The sequence below is a fragment of the Duodenibacillus massiliensis genome (genome assembly GCF_928721995.1).
Lineage (GTDB): Bacteria > Pseudomonadota > Gammaproteobacteria > Burkholderiales > Burkholderiaceae_F > Duodenibacillus > Duodenibacillus massiliensis.
The window spans coordinates 1,590,155-1,606,818 of the sequence record NZ_OV788642.1; the positions used below are offsets into that span (position 1 = coordinate 1,590,155).

The 16,664-nt window shown below is 56.8% G+C and carries 21 protein-coding genes and 3 tRNA genes; 16 read left to right on the top strand and 8 right to left on the bottom strand.

Features of this window, described 5'->3' with window-relative positions; genetic code table 11:
* The first annotated feature begins 4 nt into the window (after positions 1–4).
* Both NXF97_RS07310 and NXF97_RS07315 read left to right on the top strand, forming a co-directional pair.
* Positions 5–298: an STAS domain-containing protein gene (locus tag NXF97_RS07310; protein ID WP_022372780.1), complete on the top strand. Its 294-nt coding sequence runs from the start codon at positions 5–7 to the stop codon at positions 296–298.
* A gap of 76 nt (positions 299–374) precedes the next feature.
* A tRNA-Met gene (locus NXF97_RS07315) sits at positions 375–451 on the top strand.
* A 138-nt stretch (positions 452–589) separates the two neighbouring features.
* On the opposite strand, the gene NXF97_RS07320 is transcribed toward NXF97_RS07315, so the two are convergent.
* Positions 590–1,003, bottom strand: coding sequence for a hypothetical protein (locus tag NXF97_RS07320; protein WP_274955576.1), 414 nt, complete (start codon positions 1,001–1,003; stop codon positions 590–592).
* A 691-nt stretch (positions 1,004–1,694) separates the two neighbouring features.
* Between NXF97_RS07320 and NXF97_RS07325 the strand changes: the two genes are divergently transcribed.
* Together NXF97_RS07325 and NXF97_RS07330 are read left to right on the top strand one after the other, a co-directional pair.
* Positions 1,695–2,423 carry an ArsR/SmtB family transcription factor gene (locus NXF97_RS07325; RefSeq protein ID WP_274955577.1) on the top strand — a complete coding sequence of 243 codons (729 nt, stop codon included), beginning with the start codon at positions 1,695–1,697 and terminating at the stop codon, positions 2,421–2,423.
* 59 nt (positions 2,424–2,482) lie between these two features.
* On the top strand, positions 2,483–3,517 hold the full coding sequence (locus tag NXF97_RS07330; protein ID WP_074008853.1) for a C4-dicarboxylate ABC transporter: 1,035 nt from the start codon (positions 2,483–2,485) through the stop codon (positions 3,515–3,517).
* A gap of 231 nt (positions 3,518–3,748) precedes the next feature.
* Here the strand turns inward: NXF97_RS07330 and NXF97_RS07335 are convergent, their stop codons facing one another.
* Both NXF97_RS07335 and NXF97_RS07340 read right to left on the bottom strand, forming a co-directional pair.
* Positions 3,749–4,165: a transposase gene (locus NXF97_RS07335; RefSeq protein ID WP_074008852.1), complete on the bottom strand. Its 417-nt coding sequence runs from the start codon at positions 4,163–4,165 to the stop codon at positions 3,749–3,751.
* Between the two features lie 18 nt (positions 4,166–4,183).
* Positions 4,184–4,777, bottom strand: coding sequence for a transposase (locus NXF97_RS07340; protein ID WP_274955578.1), 594 nt, complete (start codon positions 4,775–4,777; stop codon positions 4,184–4,186).
* A 395-nt stretch (positions 4,778–5,172) separates the two neighbouring features.
* On the opposite strand from NXF97_RS07340, the gene NXF97_RS07345 reads away from it, so the two are divergent.
* The 5 genes from NXF97_RS07345 (at position 5,173) to tatC (ending at position 7,780) form a co-directional block, all read left to right on the top strand.
* Entirely contained in the window at positions 5,173–5,556 is a 384-nt protein-coding gene (locus NXF97_RS07345) for a phosphoribosyl-ATP diphosphatase (RefSeq protein ID WP_022373022.1), read from the top strand.
* Between the two features lie 15 nt (positions 5,557–5,571).
* A complete protein-coding gene (locus tag NXF97_RS07350; protein WP_022373021.1) occupies positions 5,572–5,916 on the top strand; it encodes a histidine triad nucleotide-binding protein in 345 nt (114 codons plus the stop codon).
* A gap of 35 nt (positions 5,917–5,951) precedes the next feature.
* The gene (gene tatA, locus NXF97_RS07355; RefSeq protein ID WP_274955579.1) at positions 5,952–6,215 is read left to right on the top strand and encodes a Sec-independent protein translocase subunit TatA; all 264 of its coding nucleotides are present in this window, start codon (positions 5,952–5,954) and stop codon (positions 6,213–6,215) included.
* A 104-nt stretch (positions 6,216–6,319) separates the two neighbouring features.
* Positions 6,320–6,970: a Sec-independent protein translocase protein TatB gene (gene tatB / locus NXF97_RS07360; protein WP_022373019.1), complete on the top strand. Its 651-nt coding sequence runs from the start codon at positions 6,320–6,322 to the stop codon at positions 6,968–6,970.
* 12 nt (positions 6,971–6,982) lie between these two features.
* Entirely contained in the window at positions 6,983–7,780 is a 798-nt protein-coding gene (gene tatC / locus NXF97_RS07365; RefSeq protein WP_022373018.1) for a twin-arginine translocase subunit TatC, read from the top strand.
* Between the two features lie 159 nt (positions 7,781–7,939).
* Here tatC and NXF97_RS07370 read toward each other — a convergent pair.
* Positions 7,940–8,015 (bottom strand) — tRNA-Lys (locus tag NXF97_RS07370).
* A 14-nt stretch (positions 8,016–8,029) separates the two neighbouring features.
* Positions 8,030–8,105 (bottom strand) — tRNA-Lys (locus tag NXF97_RS07375).
* A gap of 401 nt (positions 8,106–8,506) precedes the next feature.
* On the opposite strand from NXF97_RS07375, the gene recA reads away from it, so the two are divergent.
* From recA to NXF97_RS07405, 7 genes are all read left to right on the top strand, one after another.
* Positions 8,507–9,721 (top strand): recombinase RecA, encoded by a 1,215-nt coding sequence (gene recA / locus NXF97_RS07380; protein WP_274955580.1) that lies wholly within the window; start codon positions 8,507–8,509, stop codon positions 9,719–9,721.
* A 6-nt stretch (positions 9,722–9,727) separates the two neighbouring features.
* Complete coding sequence (gene recX / locus NXF97_RS07385) at positions 9,728–10,213, top strand: recombination regulator RecX (protein ID WP_235836713.1); 486 nt, start codon at positions 9,728–9,730, stop codon at positions 10,211–10,213.
* A 123-nt stretch (positions 10,214–10,336) separates the two neighbouring features.
* Positions 10,337–11,527: an ADP-forming succinate--CoA ligase subunit beta gene (sucC, locus tag NXF97_RS07390; RefSeq protein WP_074008850.1), complete on the top strand. Its 1,191-nt coding sequence runs from the start codon at positions 10,337–10,339 to the stop codon at positions 11,525–11,527.
* The gene (gene sucD / locus NXF97_RS07395) at positions 11,524–12,402 is read left to right on the top strand and encodes a succinate--CoA ligase subunit alpha (protein ID WP_274955581.1); all 879 of its coding nucleotides are present in this window, start codon (positions 11,524–11,526) and stop codon (positions 12,400–12,402) included. The genes sucC and sucD overlap by 4 nt, the downstream gene beginning before the upstream one ends.
* Positions 12,403–12,530: 128 nt before the next feature.
* A complete protein-coding gene (locus NXF97_RS07400; RefSeq protein ID WP_235836718.1) occupies positions 12,531–13,217 on the top strand; it encodes a TerC family protein in 687 nt (228 codons plus the stop codon).
* Between the two features lie 256 nt (positions 13,218–13,473).
* Entirely contained in the window at positions 13,474–13,812 is a 339-nt protein-coding gene (locus tag NXF97_RS10805; RefSeq protein ID WP_337560128.1) for an AEC family transporter, read from the top strand.
* On the top strand, positions 13,788–13,937 hold the full coding sequence (locus NXF97_RS07405) for a hypothetical protein (protein WP_154666302.1): 150 nt from the start codon (positions 13,788–13,790) through the stop codon (positions 13,935–13,937). The genes NXF97_RS10805 and NXF97_RS07405 overlap by 25 nt, the downstream gene beginning before the upstream one ends.
* Here the strand turns inward: NXF97_RS07405 and gmhB are convergent, their stop codons facing one another.
* From gmhB to rfaE1, 3 genes are read right to left on the bottom strand one after another with little or no spacing between them, the layout of a single operon-like run.
* Entirely contained in the window at positions 13,938–14,501 is a 564-nt protein-coding gene (gene gmhB / locus NXF97_RS07410) for a D-glycero-beta-D-manno-heptose 1,7-bisphosphate 7-phosphatase (RefSeq protein ID WP_235836712.1), read from the bottom strand.
* Entirely contained in the window at positions 14,488–15,480 is a 993-nt protein-coding gene (rfaD, locus tag NXF97_RS07415) for an ADP-glyceromanno-heptose 6-epimerase (RefSeq protein WP_274955582.1), read from the bottom strand. The genes gmhB and rfaD overlap by 14 nt, the downstream gene beginning before the upstream one ends.
* Complete coding sequence (gene rfaE1 / locus NXF97_RS07420; protein ID WP_074008901.1) at positions 15,481–16,416, bottom strand: D-glycero-beta-D-manno-heptose-7-phosphate kinase; 936 nt, start codon at positions 16,414–16,416, stop codon at positions 15,481–15,483.
* Positions 16,417–16,664 lie beyond the last annotated feature (248 nt).

Sequence of the window (16,664 nt, forward strand, 5' to 3'; positions counted from 1 at the left end):
GTGTATGAAAATCACCGCGGATAAGGTGACGCGCGGCAATGCCCGGGCGCTTAAAGAGACGCTGATGCAGGCTGCTGCCGGGGGCGAAACCGTGCTGGACTTTGCCGCTGTAGCCGAAGCCGATTCCTCGGCCGTGGCGCTCACGCTTTCCTGGGTGCGTGCCGTGCAGGCTAAGGGCGGCACGCCGCAGGTCTTAAACGTTCCGGCGAAAATGGTTTCGCTGATGCGTCTTTACGGGGTGTGGGATCTTTTAAAGGGATTCTGCTCGCAGCGTGCGTCAGAGACAGCGGCTAAATGAGGAAATCTTCGGTTTACGCTGCATTTGACAAAATCCGAAGGCTTCTTCATAATGCACAGCTCAGCGTTTCGCTGACGGCGCATTAGCTCAGTCGGTTAGAGCAGAGGAATCATAATCCTTGTGTCCGCGGTTCGAATCCGTGATGCGCCACCAATTCAAAATACCGCAGTTTTTCAGGAAACTGCCGTATCAAGCCGCAAAGCCTCGAAAATGAAAGGTTTGCGGCTTTTTTCTTGCCGGCAGATATTCTTTGGTTCCTGTCGTTAAGACCTGAACTCCCGGAGCACTAGATCAAAAACGATCGAAGTACTTCGGGAGTTTTTCAATGCGAAGAAGCGCGAGCAGGTCCCGGCGCTTCTTCGCCACCGCTCCCGTTACAAACGTATCTGTCGAGCGGTGCTTTCGGGCCTGAATACTCCCCAACTGACCGATGAGCTTGCTCAAGGACTCCTCGGGTACTTTGAGGCCTTTATTAGCCCTCTGCGCCTCGCGCGCCGTCACCAGCATGTTCATGCGCAAGGACTGAGCCAGCGTGTAGATGAAGAGCTTGCCTCTGTAGGCGCTTTCCGTGGCCTCCAGCCTTGAGCCATCCACCTCGTTCTTGAGTTGGTTGAAGCCCTTTTCAATAATGTCGCGCTGACGATAGATGCTGTTGGTCTCAAAGGGATCGTCAATGGCATTGGTGCGAATGGCCCAGCAACCCATCCCTCTCTGCCAAAAATCCTCGTCAAATCTTCGAGGATTCCCATTCTCTGAGCAGTCGTCCAGGCCGCAAAAGTCAGACCCACGCGGATCGTTTCATCGCTCCAGCTGATGTCTTTGGGCTGAGGGGTTGTCGGGAACTCCTCTCTGAACTGCTCCTCGCTGACAAGCTCATGATCCGCCCAGAACCAATCACCCTCAGCGTAAGCGGGAAAGTGCTTGCGAAACTCTGCTGAGAGCCTGACCATGCCGTCGGGCTGCAAGGGACCGACCTGCATGCGCGCCTCCGGAAATGAGCGCTTCTTCTGACGATCCCAGTCATTGCGATAGGCGCGGATGTAAACGCGGCCGATACCAGATTTGTAGGACATTAACGACCAGAGCTTCCCGTCTTTATCTGTGATTCGCGGCGTGATAGATCAAATTAATTAAAGTATGATCTATTATAGCAAAAATAAAAATCCTGCATTCCGGGCGACCGAAAAATGCAGGATTTTCAAAGGCAAAAAACTTTATTAATCAGCGTGTTGACAAAGGTCAAGCCGGATCTGATCTAGCAGGCCGGGAGTTTGGGTGGAGACGGGCCCCTTTTTTGCCTTGAAATTCGGGTTCAACCGGGGGTTTCACTTCATTCTAAAATTTATTAGAATATCAGCAAAGCACGTTCTTCTCTTTTCCCCGGACCCGTTCACCCATGCCGCAGACCGATTCACCTCTTGTGTACCCTCTGCCTGAAGACCCCCGCGAGCACAAGCGCGCCCTGTACGAGCAGGTCGCCCGCGTGGGCAAGGCGTGCAGCCAGCCCGTGCGCCTGGAGATTCTGGAGTTTCTCGCGCAGTGCCCGCGCACGGTCGAGACGCTCACGGACCTTCTGCAGATCGACTACAAGAACGTGAGCGCGCATCTGAAGGTGCTGCTGCAGGCTGGCCTTGTGTCGGTGCGCCGCTTCGGGCGCTTCCGCCAGTATGCCATCTCCTCGACTGAGGTGTTGCATCTGGTGGTGGTCCTGCAGCAGACGGCGCGCGTCACAGAAGTCGCCGCGGCGAGCAACGCGCAAGGCGGCGAGCACGAGGAGCCCCAGGCGCGGGAGGACGCGGGCGTGGATCTCGAGTCGGCCTTAAAGCTTGCCGACGCGGGTGATCTGGTGCTCATCGACGTGCGCCCGCGCGAGGAGTTCGACGCGGGGCATCTGCCCAACGCCAAGAGCATGCCGCTTGAATGCATCGAGCGCATGCTCCCGGATCTGCCCGCCGACAAGCTGTGCGCGGCCTACTGCCGGGGCTCCTACTGCTTTCTTGCGCAGCGCGCGGCGCGCGTCTTTGCCGAGCACGGCCGGGAGCTGCTGGTGATCCGCGAGGGCGTCATGGACTGGCGCGGTGATGGCAGGGACGAACTGCTTGAAAAAGAAGAGCAGCCGGCTTGAGGCAAGCCGCGCCGCCCGTCACTTCGATTTCTCTCATTCATTGAAACATCACGTTCATCATGAAGCACTTCATCCAAACCATGGCGCCGGGCTGGTTTGCCTCCGTCATGGGTACCTCGGTGGCCAGTCTGGCCGCATGGCTTCTTTTTGCCGGCACCCCCTGGCAGATCGTCGCCGACGTTTTGCACTATCTGGCCATCGTCATGATGGTCGTGCTGGGCCTGGCGGGCCTGGCGCGCATCCTCATGTTCCCGCGGCGCGTGTTTGAGACGATGTCGCACCCCGTCGAAGGGAGCTTTTACGCCACCTTCCCCATCGCCATGCTGGTGATGGCGGGCCAGTGGAGCATTCGCGGCATCGACCCTGTCTGCGTGGGCGCGCTGTGGTGGACGGGCACCGCGGGGACGTTCCTTGCGAGCTACATCATCCTCTTTCGGCTCTTCACGCTCGACAAGCTCAAGCTCGAGATGGTCACGCCTGCGCACTTCATCCCGGCCGTGGGCCTGGTGGTGATTCCGGTGGCGGGCGCAGGCTTGGCGGCCCACGCCGAGGGCCTGATGCGCGAGGTCTACTTCGGCATCAACATGCTCGGCCTGGGCGCGGGCTGCTTCATGTACATCGGGCTGCTCGCCATGTCGATGCTGCGCCACTTCCTGCGCCCGGGCATCACCGGCAAGATGACCCCCACGCTCTGGGTGCATCTGGCGCCTCTGGGGGTCATTCCGCTGAGCCTCCTCTCGCTGCTGCACGCCATCGGCAATGAGGGCGCCCTCACCTACGGCATCCTTGTCTCGACGGGCTTCATGGGCGCCTCGATCTGGTGGCTGCTGCTGTGCATCGCCATGACCGTGCGCAACTACGTGCGCGGCGAACTGCCCTTTGCGCTGTCGTGGTGGGCCTTCGTCTTCCCGGTGGGCGCCCTGACGGTGCTCGCCGTGCGCCTGAGCAACCTCGCCAACCTCCTGCTTCTGAGCCATCTCGCGCAGGCGTTCTTTGGGCTCCTGATGCTCGTGTGGCTCGCCGCGGCCATCGGCACCGTGCGCGGCCTTGTGGCCGGCACCATCATTCCCAAGCCCGAAAAGAGCGCGGGCTGATGCTTGCGGCAGGGCGCCGCATCGAGCGCGCGCCCTCCCCCTGATCTCCCGGAGCACTAGCCTGCATTTTGCACCAGCTTGATTTTTCAGAAAAGCAGGCTGGTGCAAGATCAAAAATCGAGAAAATTCTGGGGACATCATGGCAAAAATTCACGCGGAGCCCGATTTTGGGTGCATTGCCCCCCCCCCAACCCCCGATGGCACGCTTTGTGAGTCGGGGACGCTCAGGCGTCAGAGTATCGGTATCTTGAAAAGCGCTCCCAGCTCGCGGGCTCCCGGCAAAACAGAGGGCAGCGTCAGTCGGACGGTGTTTATCATTGAGCTCCATTTAGCAGTCACCAGGATGACAGTGGCTCTGAGCCGGGCAATGGAAACACGTACAGCTTTTTTCGCGCTTTCCTTCACAACACCAAAGAGATAGTGCCGGGCCAACTTGAGCACCAGCAATGTCACCATGCCCAATATCATGCGGTAGCCGTTGGTGCAGAAGCGCGTTGAACTAGCTCTGCCGCCAAAGCAATCCGTTTTAAAATCTGCGATATTGAGTTCGCAGTCAGCCGCCCGACCGCAGTAAAGGTCTTCATACAGCTTGGCAGCGCCGTACTCGGAATACTTTCCGTACCAGCCGTCTTCCCCCTTTTTTGACATGTTTGATGTTGGTCTGAATCAGGCGCAGATCCATTTGGTTGGTACGAGCGTCATGCTGTCGTCGGGCGATGAGCCGACGTTCCTGCTTCCAGGACTTAGCTTTGTAATTAACGAGTTCACCGATGGCGCGGTGAGCCATGCCGGTCGTGGTGAGTACCGGAGTCTTCCTGGCCCCGGCCCTGGAAAAGATGCGATGCTTTCGGTTGGCCCGAAGCAGTGCGTCCAAAAACAGCAGTTGAGGCGATCAAGATCGTGTCGGGTTATTGAGTTTTCAAATCTGCAGAGAGTTGAGCTGCCTGCAGCATCATTAACCCCGAGTGCGGAAAGAAAGCCTTCGTCTTCTGTGATGACGTCGTGGTCAGCCAAATCCTCAAATCCGCAGATATGTGCGAAAACACGCTGCCGAAACATGGCTCCGGCGGAATACAGACTGCGGTCTTTCGGCTTGTGTGTCTGCTCCAACGCCTGCTCAAAGGGGGCCAAAAGCTGAATCCGGGAGACCATATCGGCGACGGGCAGCAGGCCCGTCATAATGGTGGCGACAAACCGCCCGTTGGTGATCTGCACGCTGCGGCCGAACCCATCAGTTGTTGCTGTTTGAGTAGAATTCATGAAAAGGTCTTTTGTTTTGTTTTTTGTGGTAGAAAAACATTAACAAAAAGACCTTTTTTCTTTATTAAAATCAGAATTTAACCAATGAAAAGAGCGCTGTTTTTTCAGCGCTCATGCAAAATTCAGACTAAGCACTGCTGTCCGGAAGGGAAAGCAGACGGATAGTTCTGATTTTTGGCATCGGGGAAGCCGAGTTTCTCTGCTTTTGAATTTTCTGATAGCCCTGATAAATCAAATGCTTGTACAGAGGAATCTGGGTATTTCGAACCAAGGCTGAAACCCTCGTCAGAGTATTCAGGACGGCGCGCATACCGCCTTCGGGATAATGCCGCACGTAATCTTTGCTGGTATCCTTCTCGGACAACGAATCCTTTGCGTAAGGAACTTTTGTTTTTATGTCGGAACACGATCAGGTACGTATTGAACCGCCGGACTTTGATGTGAGCCGTACGCTCACGGAAATTGCCGATGTGATTGAGAGCCGCAAGGGAGCCGATCCCGATAAGAGCTATGTGGCCAAGCTTTTTTCCAAGGCGCCTGACGGCATTTTGAAAAAGATCGGGGAGGAGTCCTGCGAAGTGGTGATGGCGGCTAAGGATAAGAGCCCCAAAGACATCATTTACGAGACGGCCGACCTGTGGTTTCACACACTCGTGATGCTTTCGCACTACGGGCTGCGGCCTGAGACGGTTCTCGCGGAACTTCACCGCCGCGAGGGTCTAAGCGGCCTTGAGGAAAAGCGCCGCAGAAACCAGACACAAACTACTGTTGAGAAATAACCCGGGAGAGAAAGCATGCATCAGCTCGATGACTGTATTTTCTGCAAAATTTCACGCGGCGATATTCCCGCCGGCAAGATTTACGAAGACGATGACGTCGTCGCCTTCAATGACATTCACCCCAAGGCCCCCGTGCATTTTCTGATCATTCCCAAAAAGCACATTCAGTCTTTGGCCGACGCCGCTCCCGAAGATGCGGCATTGTTGGGTAAAATGATCAATCTTGTGCCGGTTCTTGCAAAAAAGGCCGGCTGCAAAAACGGTTTCAGAACGGTGATCAACACCGGCCGCGACGGCGGTCAGGAAGTTCCTCACCTGCATATTCATGTCTTGGGCGGACCTCAGCCCTGGGATAAGTAAATCGATTCAGCGGCTTAAAGCCAAGGAGTAAAAAAATGGGTTCCCTTTCTATCTGGCACTGGCTCATCGTTCTGGCGATTGTTGTGCTCGTTTTCGGTACCGGCAAGCTCAAGAACATGGGTAAGGACCTGGGCGGCGCCATCAAGGGCTTTAAGGAAGGCATGAACGAAGGCGACAAGGGCGCTGCGGCAAAGACCGCCGAAGCCCCCAAGCAGGTCGCTGAAGAAAAGACCGAAGTCGCCAAGACCGCCGCTGCCGACGTGGTCGAAGGCAAGGCCACCGAAAAGAAAGACGCTTGATTCTTTCTTCGGTCTGATACTGATGTAAGCGGGATGCTGCCGGAACGTGTTTTTCGGCAGGCATCCCCTTTTTCGCGTGTTTGTAAGCCTACGGAAACATCCAAATGTTTGATTTCGGTTTTTCAGAGCTTGTCGTGATCGGCGCTGTGGCGCTTGTCGTGCTCGGCCCGGAAAAACTGCCCGTCGTGGCGCGCACCGCCGGCGAGTGGATCGGCAAGGCGCAGCGCATGGTGGCGCAGGTCAAAGGTGATATTGAGCGCGAGGCCGAACTGGCTGAACTCAAAAAGATTCAGGAAGAAGCCAAAAGCGCCGCAGACAACCTCACCAAGACCATTAAGGGTGAAACCGACAGCCTGCAGTCGGAAGTCAAGCAACTTGAAAATGACGTCAAGGGCGTGGAAAACGACATCAACGCTTCCGCCAAGGACGTTGCCGACAGCTATAAGGAACTCACCGAAAACACGACGGGTGCTGTTGAAAGCGATCCTGAGCCCAAGTACAAGGAAGTGCCGGCCGTTGACAATACGGCCAGTGCCACGGATGACTTTTACAGCTGGTACGGGGAAGATCCGTCCGCCAACGACACCTCGCACGTCTTTGAGAAGCGCTATAAGGCGGGGCCGAGCATTGACGAACTCGCCGAGCAGATCGAAAAACTCAAGGCTGAGCTCGGCGACCGCTCACCTCAGTTGGGCGGCAACAACCGCCGTTTTGCGTCCCGTGCCCGTTCCAACCGGGTCCGTATTTACCGTTGATGACTGAGCACTATGGCTGACATCAAAAACGAACCTGAACAGCTTGAGGCGCCGGACGATCCGGCCAACGAGCAGCCGCTTGTCTCGCACCTCATTGAACTGAGAAACCGCATCGTCAAGGCGGCGATTTCGATTCTGATCGTCTTTGCGTGCATGTCGCCCTTCATGAAGCAGATCTTTGACTACCTGTCGAGACCTCTGATGGTGGCGCTGCCGCAGGGCGTAAAACTTCTTGCCACGGGCGTTGTGGCGCCCTTTATGGTGCCCTTAAAGGTCACGCTTTTTGCGGCCTTTGTGGTGGCTCTGCCTTATGTGCTCTATCAGCTCTGGGCCTATATTGCGCCTGCGCTTTACCGCAGGGAAAAGCGCCTGGCGCTGCCGGTGATTATCTCAAGCGTTGTGATGTTTGCCGTCGGCATGGCCTACTGCTACTTCATCGTCTTCGGGATGGTCTTTAAGTTCATTGCCGGGTTTTCGCCGGATTCCGTGAACTTTGCGCCTGACATTGACAGCTACTTCAGCTTCGTGCTCACGATGTTTTTTGCTTTCGGCATTACCTTTGAAGTGCCGATACTTGTGGTGGTGTTAAACCGCGTGGGCGTGGCTTCCTATGAAAAGCTCGTTAAAGCCCGGCCCTTCATCATTGTGGGCGCTTTCGTGCTGGCGGCGATCTTTACGCCGCCCGATGTGCTCTCGCAGCTGCTGCTTGCGATTCCTCTTGTTGTTCTCTTTGAAGTGGGGCTTCTCTGCGTGCGTATGTTCGGGCGCAGGGACGAGGGAAACGACGATGACGACGAGGAAGAAAGCTGACGCTTCTCTTTGAAGCGAAGCGAAACGAACCGAACCGGCAGGACGCGCACTGTGTTTTGCCGGTTTTTTTGCGTCTGGCGGGACGTTTTCTTTGTCGGGGAGAAGGGGCGGAAAAGACGAAAGCCTGACAACCGTGAGATTGTCAGGCTTTCTGAATTGTGGTGGGAGCGCAGAGACTCGAACTCTGGACCGACGGATTAAGAGTCCGCTGCTCTACCAACTGAGCTACGCTCCCGATCGATTAATTGTTGGTGGGTCGTGCGAGATTCGAACTCACGACCAACGGATTAAAAGTCCGCTGCTCTACCGACTGAGCTAACGACCCCCAGAACCTGGCGATCTGTCCAGTTCGCAGAGGAACAATCAACCGAGGACGCGAATTAAACACGAGTTTTTTTCTCTTGTCAAATTTTTTTGCGGGAAAGAGCGCCCGGAGCAGAGGATCAATAGAGAGAATTTTTCAAATTTTTGTTAACAGTGTCTCAATGTTTAGGGTTAACTCTAACAAAAATGACTCGGATTTTCTCGCTTTTCTCATTTTCTTCAGGCAAGATTCCGATTAAGCAGATGACGGATGTTTGTTCTGATCCCTTTTAAATAAAGGAATAAACAATCTGAATATTCTAAAAGTAGCAATTGATGATCTTCTGATTCAGCTGCTTTCGGAGTGGAAAACTGCAAAATAGTTTATTTCTATTATATATTTTCAGAGAAAAGAGTTGCATCATGGCTGCTGACAAGAAAAAGGACAAGGAACTGCCGAAGGTTGAGCGCATCAGCGACAAGGAAGAACGCAAGAAGGCGCTGGCCGCCGCCGTCTCCTTCATTGAAAAGGAGTTCGGCAAGGGCTCCATCATGCGTATGTCCGGCACTGAAAAGGTCGAAGACGTTGATGTGGTGAGTACGGGCTCCTTGGGTCTTGATATCGCGCTCGGCGTGGGCGGACTTCCCCGCGGCCGTGTGGTTGAAATCTACGGGCCTGAAAGTTCCGGTAAGACGACGCTTACGCTGCACGTCATTGCCGAGATGCAGAAAATCGGCGGCACCTGCGCCTTTATCGATGCCGAACATGCGCTTGACGCGCAGTACGCCGCCAAGCTCGGAGTGAATCTTGATGAGCTTTACATGTCGCAGCCCGATACCGGTGAACAAGCACTGGAAATCACAGATGCGCTCGTGCGTTCGGGTTCCGTTGACCTCATCGTCATTGACTCGGTGGCGGCTTTAACGCCGAGAAGCGAAATCGAAGGCGATATGGGTGAAGCGCTTCCCGGCCTGCAGGCCCGTCTGATGAGTCAGGCTCTGCGTAAGCTCACCGCTTCGATCACGAAGACAAAGACCCTTGTGATCTTCATTAACCAGATCCGTATGAAGATCGGCGTCACTTACGGCAGCCCCGAAGTCACGACGGGCGGCAATGCCCTGAAGTTCTACAGCTCCGTGCGTATCGATATCCGCCGCAAGAACGCGCTGAAAAAGGGCGAAGAAGTCTACGGTTCCGAAACCCGCGTGAAGGTTGTGAAAAATAAGGTGGCGCCTCCCTTTAAGGAAGCCGGTTTTGACATCCTTTACGGGGAAGGCATCTCCTACGAAGGCGAACTCCTTGACATCGGTTCGGACCTTAACGTCGTCGATAAGAGCGGCGCCTGGTACAGCTACGAAGGCACCCGTATCGGTCAGGGTAAGGACAACGCCCGCAACTACCTTAAGGAACATCCGGAGATGGCCCTTGAGATTGAAAACAAGATCCGTGCGTTAAAGGGCATGAAGAATAAGACGGTGTCTCTGGACGCCAAGCCCGCTCCGGCCGTCGAAGCTGAGGCCGCTAAGGCCGACAAGCCCACCAAGAAGGCGGAAGCGAAGGACCTGGTCCCTGCTAAGGCCAAGACCGTCGATCCGGTTGCCGAAACCGTGATTGATCCGGCAGAACTTTACGAGTAAGCGAAGTTGCCCGGACGTGAGAAAAAGCCCCGCTCGCTCATGATGCGGGGCATTGATGCCCTCTCCAGACGTGAGTACAGCCGGCTGGAGCTTTACCGTAAGCTCATGCGTACCCTCACAGAAGGGGAGACCGCAGACGACGTGATTGCGGTTTTGGACGATCTGCAGGCAAAGGGCTACCTCTCCGACGAACGTTACGCTGAGGGGCGGGTACGCGTAAGAAGCATGCGCTACGGCAACCGCCGTGTGGCGCAGGAGCTGCGGCAGCAGGGGGTGGATGCCGACGCAATCACAGCCGCCATGGAGCAGACCGAACCCGAAATCGACAGGGCGCGCGCTGTCTGGCAGCGTAAGTTCGGCGAGGCGCCTGCCGACTACAAGGAAAAAGCACGGCAGATCCGGTTTCTGGCGGCCCGCGGCTTTTCCTTTGACGTGATTTCCAAAATTCTCTCGGAAGCCGGCAGCAGCGCCGACGAGGATGATTTTTCCTAAAGGCCGCGGCCGGAAGGGAATTTCTAAGTCTGATTGCTGAGGCACTGGGCGCGGAAAGTCTGCACAATTAACCCCCCCCCGTTTCGATTTGACTGATGCGGCCTGAGCGGCCGACACCGCAAAATGAAAATTCACGAATATCAGGCAAAAGAGCTTCTGAAGGCCGCGGACCTTGCGGTGCTCGCCGGACTTCCTGCCTTCAGTGCAGCCCAGGCTAAAGAAGCCGCAGAGCGTCTTGCCGGTCCCGTTTATGCCGTCAAGGCGCAGATTCATGCGGGCGGCCGCGGCAAAGCGGGCGGCGTCAAAATCGCGCACTCCGCGGACGAAGTGGAAACACTGGCGGCCGGCATGCTCGGTAAATGCCTTGTCACCAAACAGACCGGCCCCGAAGGTCAGACGGTCTCCCGGCTTTACATTGAGTCGGGCGCAGAGATTGCCCGTGAGCTTTATGCCTCGGTTTTGGTTGACAGAGCCGCGCAAAAGCTCTGCCTCATTGCCTGCGCTTCGGGCGGTATGGATATTGAAGAGGTGGCGCAGAAGGCCCCTGATGCCGTCAAGCGCCTTCTTATTGACCCTGTAAAGGGCGCTGAGCCCGGCGCATTTCTTGAAGTTGCCCGCGCGGTGGGGCTTGAAGGCAAGACGGCCGAACTCGCTGCCGCGTACTTTGAGGGACTGTGCCGGCTTTTTGAAGACAAGGACGCCTCACTCATTGAAATCAATCCGCTGGCGGTCCTGGCTGACGGCACGGTCTGCGCCTTGGACGCCAAGATGATTTTTGACGACAACGCGCTTTTCCGGCATCCGGACATTGCAGCGTTGCGTGACGTCACACAGGAAGACCCGACCGAAGTGAAGGCCCAGGAAAGTCATCTGAGCTTTGTGAACCTTGACGGCAACATTGCCTGTATGGTGAACGGTGCGGGGCTTGCGATGGCCACCATGGACTCCATCAAGCTTTACGGCGGCGAGCCCGCGAATTTTCTTGACGTCGGGGGGAGCGCCGATGCCGAGCGCGTCAAAACCGCGTTTGAGCTGATGCTGGCCAATCCGAAGGTAAAAGCGGTTCTCGTGAATATCTTCGGGGGCATCATGCACTGCGACACGATTGCCCAAGGGGTGACCGAAGCCTGCCGCGCGGTGCAGCTTAAGGTCCCGCTGGTGGTGCGCATGCACGGCACCAATGAAGAGCTCGGCTGCAGAATTCTCGCCGAAAGCGGCCTGCCCGTGATTACGGCGGTCACCATGGCCGAGGCCGCGGAAAAAGCCGTTGCCTGTGCGGCCGGCAAACCCGTCAACAGTTCGGAGGCGTCATGAGTATTTTGGTTAACGGCGCCACGCGCGTCATCACCCAGGGCATTACCGGCAAGACGGCAGCTTTTCATACGAGAGCCTGCCGGGAATACGCCAATGCCGCCAACTTTGTCGCTGGCGTCAATCCCCGTAAGGCCGGACAGCTTTTTGACGATATTCCGATTTATGCGACGGTGGCGGAAGCCAAAGAGGCAACCGGCGCGGACGCGTCCGTCATCTACGTGCCGCCCGCGTTTGCCGCGGACGCAATTCTTGAAGCGGTGAAGGCGGAACTGCGTTTTGTGGTCTGCATCACCGAGGGCATCCCCGTGATGGATATGCTGCGCGTGAAAAATACCATGCGCGACATGGGAAGCCGTACGCTGCTTCTGGGACCCAACTGCCCCGGGATCATTACGCCTGATGTGATGAAGATCGGCATCATGCCGGGACACATCTGCAGGAAGGGCCGCATCGGCGTGGTCTCGCGCTCCGGCACCCTTACCTACGAAGCGGTGGCGCAGTTGACGGCCCTGGGGCTCGGGCAGTCCACTGCCGTCGGTATCGGCGGGGATCCTGTGAACGGACTAAAGCATATTGACGTTTTGAAGCTCTTTAACGAAGATCCCGATACGGACGCCGTGGTGATGATCGGTGAGATCGGGGGCGAAGACGAAGAAATTGCCGCGCGCTGGGCCCGGGACAATATGGTTAAACCCGTGGTGGGCTTTATCGCGGGACTGACGGCTCCGGAAGGGCGTCGTATGGGGCACGCCGGCGCCATCATCGCCGCGGGGCGCGGCACGGCCGAAGAGAAACTCTCGGTGATGAACGCCTGCGGCATCCGTACCACGCGGGATCCGGCCGCTATCGGTGAGCTTCTTGCATCGGTTTTGTAAATTTATTGTCATGCAGCGGTGCCATAATGCACCGCTTATTTTTTGAGACAGTTTTGGGGGCGTAAAAAGTGGAGTGGCTTTGGGATCTTCTGGTCAACCTGCACTGGGGTGCGGTGGGCCAGATCATCATGATTGATATTCTTCTAGGCGGCGACAACGCCGTCGTGATTGCGCTTGCGTGCCGCAACCTGCCGCACGAACAGCGCTTTAAGGGCGTTTTCTGGGGTACCGCCGGCGCCATCATCCTGCGCGTGATTCTCATCACGTTTGCCGTGCTGCTGCTGGATCTGCCGTTCCTGAAAGTTGTGGGCGGGGCGCTTTTGTTGTGGATCGGCGTGAAGCTTGTGCTGCCTGAGCCTGAGGATTCGCATGAAAACATTGCCGGATCTTCCAAGCTCCTCGGTGCGATCAAGACCATCATCGTTGCGGACTTTGTGATGAGTCTGGATAACGTGATCGCCATCGCGGGCGCTGCGCAGCAGGCGCATGAAGACCATCAGACACTGCTCGTGATCTTCGGCCTTGTGGTTTCCGTGCCCTTTATTGTGTTCGGCAGCCAGGTGATTCTGCGCCTGATTGACCGCTTCCCGGTGATTGTGTGGTTCGGCGGCGGTCTTCTCGGGTGGATCGCGGGCGGCATGTTCACAAGCGACGGTTTCCTTGTGAAGTACTGGCCGACGCTGCCTGAATGGCATTACCTCGGCGCCGCTGTCGGTGCGGCGATCGTGGTGGTTGTGGGCGCGATCTGCGTGCAGCGCGCAAAGGCCAGGGCCAAATTAAAGCCCGCGGCAGGCGTTGTGGTGAAAAAGCCGTAATGCACGTTAAGCGGTAAGAAAAAGGCCGGGATATCAAAAGCAGATACCCGGCCTTTTTGCTGCCTGTATCCTGTCTTTGAGCGAGCGCTCAGGCGCGGGTGCTCCGCGATTGCCGAAAGTTCGGTAGCCTTGCGGTATCGGCCGAGGTTCTCGGGAGAAAAGATGGACAGTGTGTTTCTTGTCCTGCCGGACTTTCTGATCATTTTGCTAAGAGCTGTTCTGGCGGCCTCCCCCTGGTTTCCTGCGGCTTCTTGCCGTGTCCGGACGGCCTCGTACATCGGTCATTAAAACCGTTCTTAAAAATCCCCTTATCATCGCAACGCTTTTGGGTCTTGCCGTGAATTGTGCGGGTCTGAAACTGCCCGTGCCCGCGGAGACTTTTTTACAACACCTCGGGAGCGCTTCACTTGCGATGGGTTTGCTTTGCATCGGTGCGGGCCTGCAGTGGAAGGCCTTTAAGGAAGAGCTTTCGCTGATGGCGGCTTCGTCCGTGCAGCGGCTTGTTGCCGTACCGCTGGTGGGTTGGGGGCGGTCGAAAGCGGTGTGCTTATTCTCTTTGCGGCGCTTCCGATGGCACAGTCCTGTTACGTCATGACGGCGTCGATGCGGGGAAATGCCGCGGCGGTGGCAAACGTCACCACTGCCCAGACGTTGGTTTCGATGGTGACGCTTTCTGTCTGGTGCGCGTTTGTTCTTGCGCCGCTGGCCGGAAAAGTCTGACTACCCGAGAATGAGCGCCGCGGCTTCGGTGAGCGATCGGGCCGTATCGGTGGCTTCGGGGACGGTTTCGGGCACGGCTTTGCCGTCGGTACCGACCAAAATCCGGTGGGGGATCCCGGCGGCTTTGGCGGCCTGCATGTCGCCTTGTTTGTCACCGACCATCACGCTTTGCGTGAGATCGATACCGAGTGTTTCGGCAGCCTCAAGGATCATCCCGGGCGCGGGTTTGCGGCAGTTGCAGCGGCAGCGGTATTCGGGGACGGCAGCGTCCGGGTGGTGCGGACAAAAACGGACGTCCGCCAAGGGTGCTCCCGCCTTTTCAAAGACATCCTTCATCCAGCCCGTAAGCCGCCTGAAATCCACCTCGGTGTAGTAGCCGCGGCCGATGCCGGACTGGTTGGTGACCACCACCAGAAGCCAGCCCGCAGCGTAAAGGGCTTTAGCGGCTTCAAGCACGCCGTCCACAAACCGGAAGTCTTCGATCCGGGAGCAGTAGGCGGTGTCGACGTTGATGACACCGTCTCTGTCTAAGAAAACCGCGCGGCGCAAATTACCGGTTGCCATCGGGATAGGTCTTGGCGAGGTAATTCATGTAGTCGGCCGTACCTTCCTGGACGCTGCGGAACTTGACGTTGCAGCCGGCGTTTCGCAGTGCCGAAAGATCAGCCTGCGTGTAGGCCTGATATTTTCCCTTGAGCGCTTCGGGGAAGGGGATGTATTCGATAAGGCCCGCAGACACCGCTTCTTCAAGTGTGCGGTTTACGCCCGTGAGGGAATTCACGACGGTAAGGGCAATGTCGTTAAAGGGCTGCGCACGGCCTGTGCCGCAGTTAAAGATGCCGGAAACGCCCGCGGTGAGGAAGTACCGCACGACGCTGACGACATCCTCCACATACACGAAGTCGCGCATCTGGCAGCCGTTGCCGTAACCGAGGCACCCTTCAAAGAGCTTCACCTTTCCGTCCTTTTTGAACTGGAAATACTGGTGAAACGCGACGGAGGCCATGCGGCCCTTGTGCTGCTCGTGCGGGCCGTAGACATTGAAAAAGCGCAGGTTCACGGTGGGGGCGGAGAGGTTTGCCATGCGGGCTCGGAGCACCTGGTCAAACAGGAACTTCGAGTAGCCGTAGCAGTTCAGGGGCCCCTCGTTTTTGAGGTCTTCGGTAAAGACGGTGCTTGCGCCGTAGGTGGCGGCCGAACTTGCGTTTACAAAGGGGATCTTGAGCTTCTGGGCCCAGGCAAAAAGGTCAAGCGTATAGCGGTAGTTGTTCTCCATGATGTAGCGTCCGTCCGTTTCCATCGTGTCGGAACAGGCGCCCATGTGAACCACGGCCTCTGGAATCGGAGCCGTGCCCTTACGCACGCGTTCAATAAAGTCGTTTTTATCGAAGTAGTCCGTGATGTGTCCCTGTGCGAGGTTTAAAAACTTCTCGGCACGGGTGAGGTTGTCCACGGCAATGATGTCGTTAAAGCCCGCTTTGTTTAAGGCAAGCACACAGTTGCAGCCGATAAAACCCGCGGCTCCGGTCACAAGAATCGACATTTAATGATCCTGACAGAAAAGTTCTTCAAAACTCACAGAAGCCGTGCCGAGTTTTCCGACAACGATGCCTCCGGCTCTGTTGGCAATGCGCACGGCTTCTTCTTCACTGAGCCCTGCGGCAAGCATGGCGGCGGTGACGGCAATCACGGTGTCACCGGCGCCTGAAACATCAAACACTTCACGCGCCTGTGCGGGTACGGTGAGAGCACCCGCATCGGTAAATAAGGTCATGCCTTCTTCGCTGCGCGTTAAAAGAAGCGCCTTGAGGGCAAGCTCCTTTCTTAAGTTCTGCGCCTTGGTGTGCAGTTCTTCTTCGGTTTTCCACTGGCCGATCACCTGCGCGAGTTCTGAGCGGTTCGGGGTGATGACGGTGGCGCCGTGATAGCGGCTGTAGTCGTCGCCCTTCGGGTCAACAAGCACCGGAATGCAGCATTCGCGGGCCGTTGCAATGATGCGGCGGATATGTTCGAGCCCGCCTTTGCCGTAGTCCGAGAGCACAAGTGCGTCGTAACCGGCAATCTTGGCGGAAAATTCTTCGGTGAGTGCGGCAAGCACTTCGCCGGCGGGGTGGTCTTCAAAGTCCACGCGCACAAGTTGCTGGCGCCGTGCGAGCACCCTGAGTTTCACGGTGGTGCGCACTGAGGTGTCTTCCTGCAGCAAGCCTTCAATACCGGCTTTATCGAGAAGGTCACGCAGGGCGTGCCCGGCATCGTCGCGCCCGATCACGCTCATCAGAGACACGCGGGCTCCGAGGCAGGCGATGTTTAGCGCCACGTTGGCCGCTCCCCCGAGCCGGTTTTCCTCTTTGACGATACGCACCACGGGAACGGGCGCTTCGGGGGAAATACGGTTGGTGTCGCCGAACCAGTAGCGGTCAAGCATTGAGTCGCCGACCACTAAAAGGCGTTTGGCGGAGAGTTCTTCTTTTGTAATCATTCGCAGAGCTTTCGCGGCATAAGGGAGGTGCCGCTCGATTTTGCTGATTTTAGCCGAGGCAACGTGGGAAAACGGCGGCTTTCTGCGCATTTTGTCCGCGGCCGCTGCGCAATCTGCAAAACAGTGTTTCCGCGGAAACGGCGGGTAACGAATAGGGCGGCGGGCTCAGGGAAGTACCCTGATAAACTTTCAGGTTATCTGCAACACGTTCCCGGCGGCTGTTTTTGCCCTGCCTGGACCACAAATCC

Excerpts from the sequence above, each read along its gene's own strand:
- tatA (WP_274955579.1), top strand. The coding sequence starts at position 5,952 with ATGGGTTCCCTTTCTATCTGGCACTGGCTCATCGTTCTGGCGATTGTT.
- NXF97_RS07345 (WP_022373022.1), top strand. The coding sequence starts at position 5,173 with ATGTCGGAACACGATCAGGTACGTATTGAACCGCCGGACTTTGATGTG.
- NXF97_RS07320 (WP_274955576.1), bottom strand. The coding sequence starts at position 1,003 with ATGGGTTGCTGGGCCATTCGCACCAATGCCATTGACGATCCCTTTGAG.
- NXF97_RS07400 (WP_235836718.1), top strand. The coding sequence starts at position 12,531 with ATGATTGATATTCTTCTAGGCGGCGACAACGCCGTCGTGATTGCGCTT.
- sucD (WP_274955581.1), top strand. The coding sequence starts at position 11,524 with ATGAGTATTTTGGTTAACGGCGCCACGCGCGTCATCACCCAGGGCATT.
- sucC (WP_074008850.1), top strand. The coding sequence starts at position 10,337 with ATGAAAATTCACGAATATCAGGCAAAAGAGCTTCTGAAGGCCGCGGAC.
- NXF97_RS07405 (WP_154666302.1), top strand. The coding sequence starts at position 13,788 with ATGGCACAGTCCTGTTACGTCATGACGGCGTCGATGCGGGGAAATGCC.
- rfaD (WP_274955582.1), bottom strand. The coding sequence starts at position 15,480 with ATGTCGATTCTTGTGACCGGAGCCGCGGGTTTTATCGGCTGCAACTGT.
- NXF97_RS07335 (WP_074008852.1), bottom strand. The coding sequence starts at position 4,165 with ATGTCAAAAAAGGGGGAAGACGGCTGGTACGGAAAGTATTCCGAGTAC.
- NXF97_RS07330 (WP_074008853.1), top strand. The coding sequence starts at position 2,483 with ATGAAGCACTTCATCCAAACCATGGCGCCGGGCTGGTTTGCCTCCGTC.
- gmhB (WP_235836712.1), bottom strand. The coding sequence starts at position 14,501 with ATGGCAACCGGTAATTTGCGCCGCGCGGTTTTCTTAGACAGAGACGGT.
- NXF97_RS07340 (WP_274955578.1), bottom strand. The coding sequence starts at position 4,777 with ATGAATTCTACTCAAACAGCAACAACTGATGGGTTCGGCCGCAGCGTG.
- tatC (WP_022373018.1), top strand. The coding sequence starts at position 6,983 with ATGGCTGACATCAAAAACGAACCTGAACAGCTTGAGGCGCCGGACGAT.
- NXF97_RS07325 (WP_274955577.1), top strand. The coding sequence starts at position 1,695 with ATGCCGCAGACCGATTCACCTCTTGTGTACCCTCTGCCTGAAGACCCC.
- NXF97_RS07350 (WP_022373021.1), top strand. The coding sequence starts at position 5,572 with ATGCATCAGCTCGATGACTGTATTTTCTGCAAAATTTCACGCGGCGAT.
- rfaE1 (WP_074008901.1), bottom strand. The coding sequence starts at position 16,416 with ATGATTACAAAAGAAGAACTCTCCGCCAAACGCCTTTTAGTGGTCGGC.
- tatB (WP_022373019.1), top strand. The coding sequence starts at position 6,320 with ATGTTTGATTTCGGTTTTTCAGAGCTTGTCGTGATCGGCGCTGTGGCG.
- recA (WP_274955580.1), top strand. The coding sequence starts at position 8,507 with ATGGCTGCTGACAAGAAAAAGGACAAGGAACTGCCGAAGGTTGAGCGC.
- NXF97_RS07310 (WP_022372780.1), top strand. The coding sequence starts at position 5 with ATGAAAATCACCGCGGATAAGGTGACGCGCGGCAATGCCCGGGCGCTT.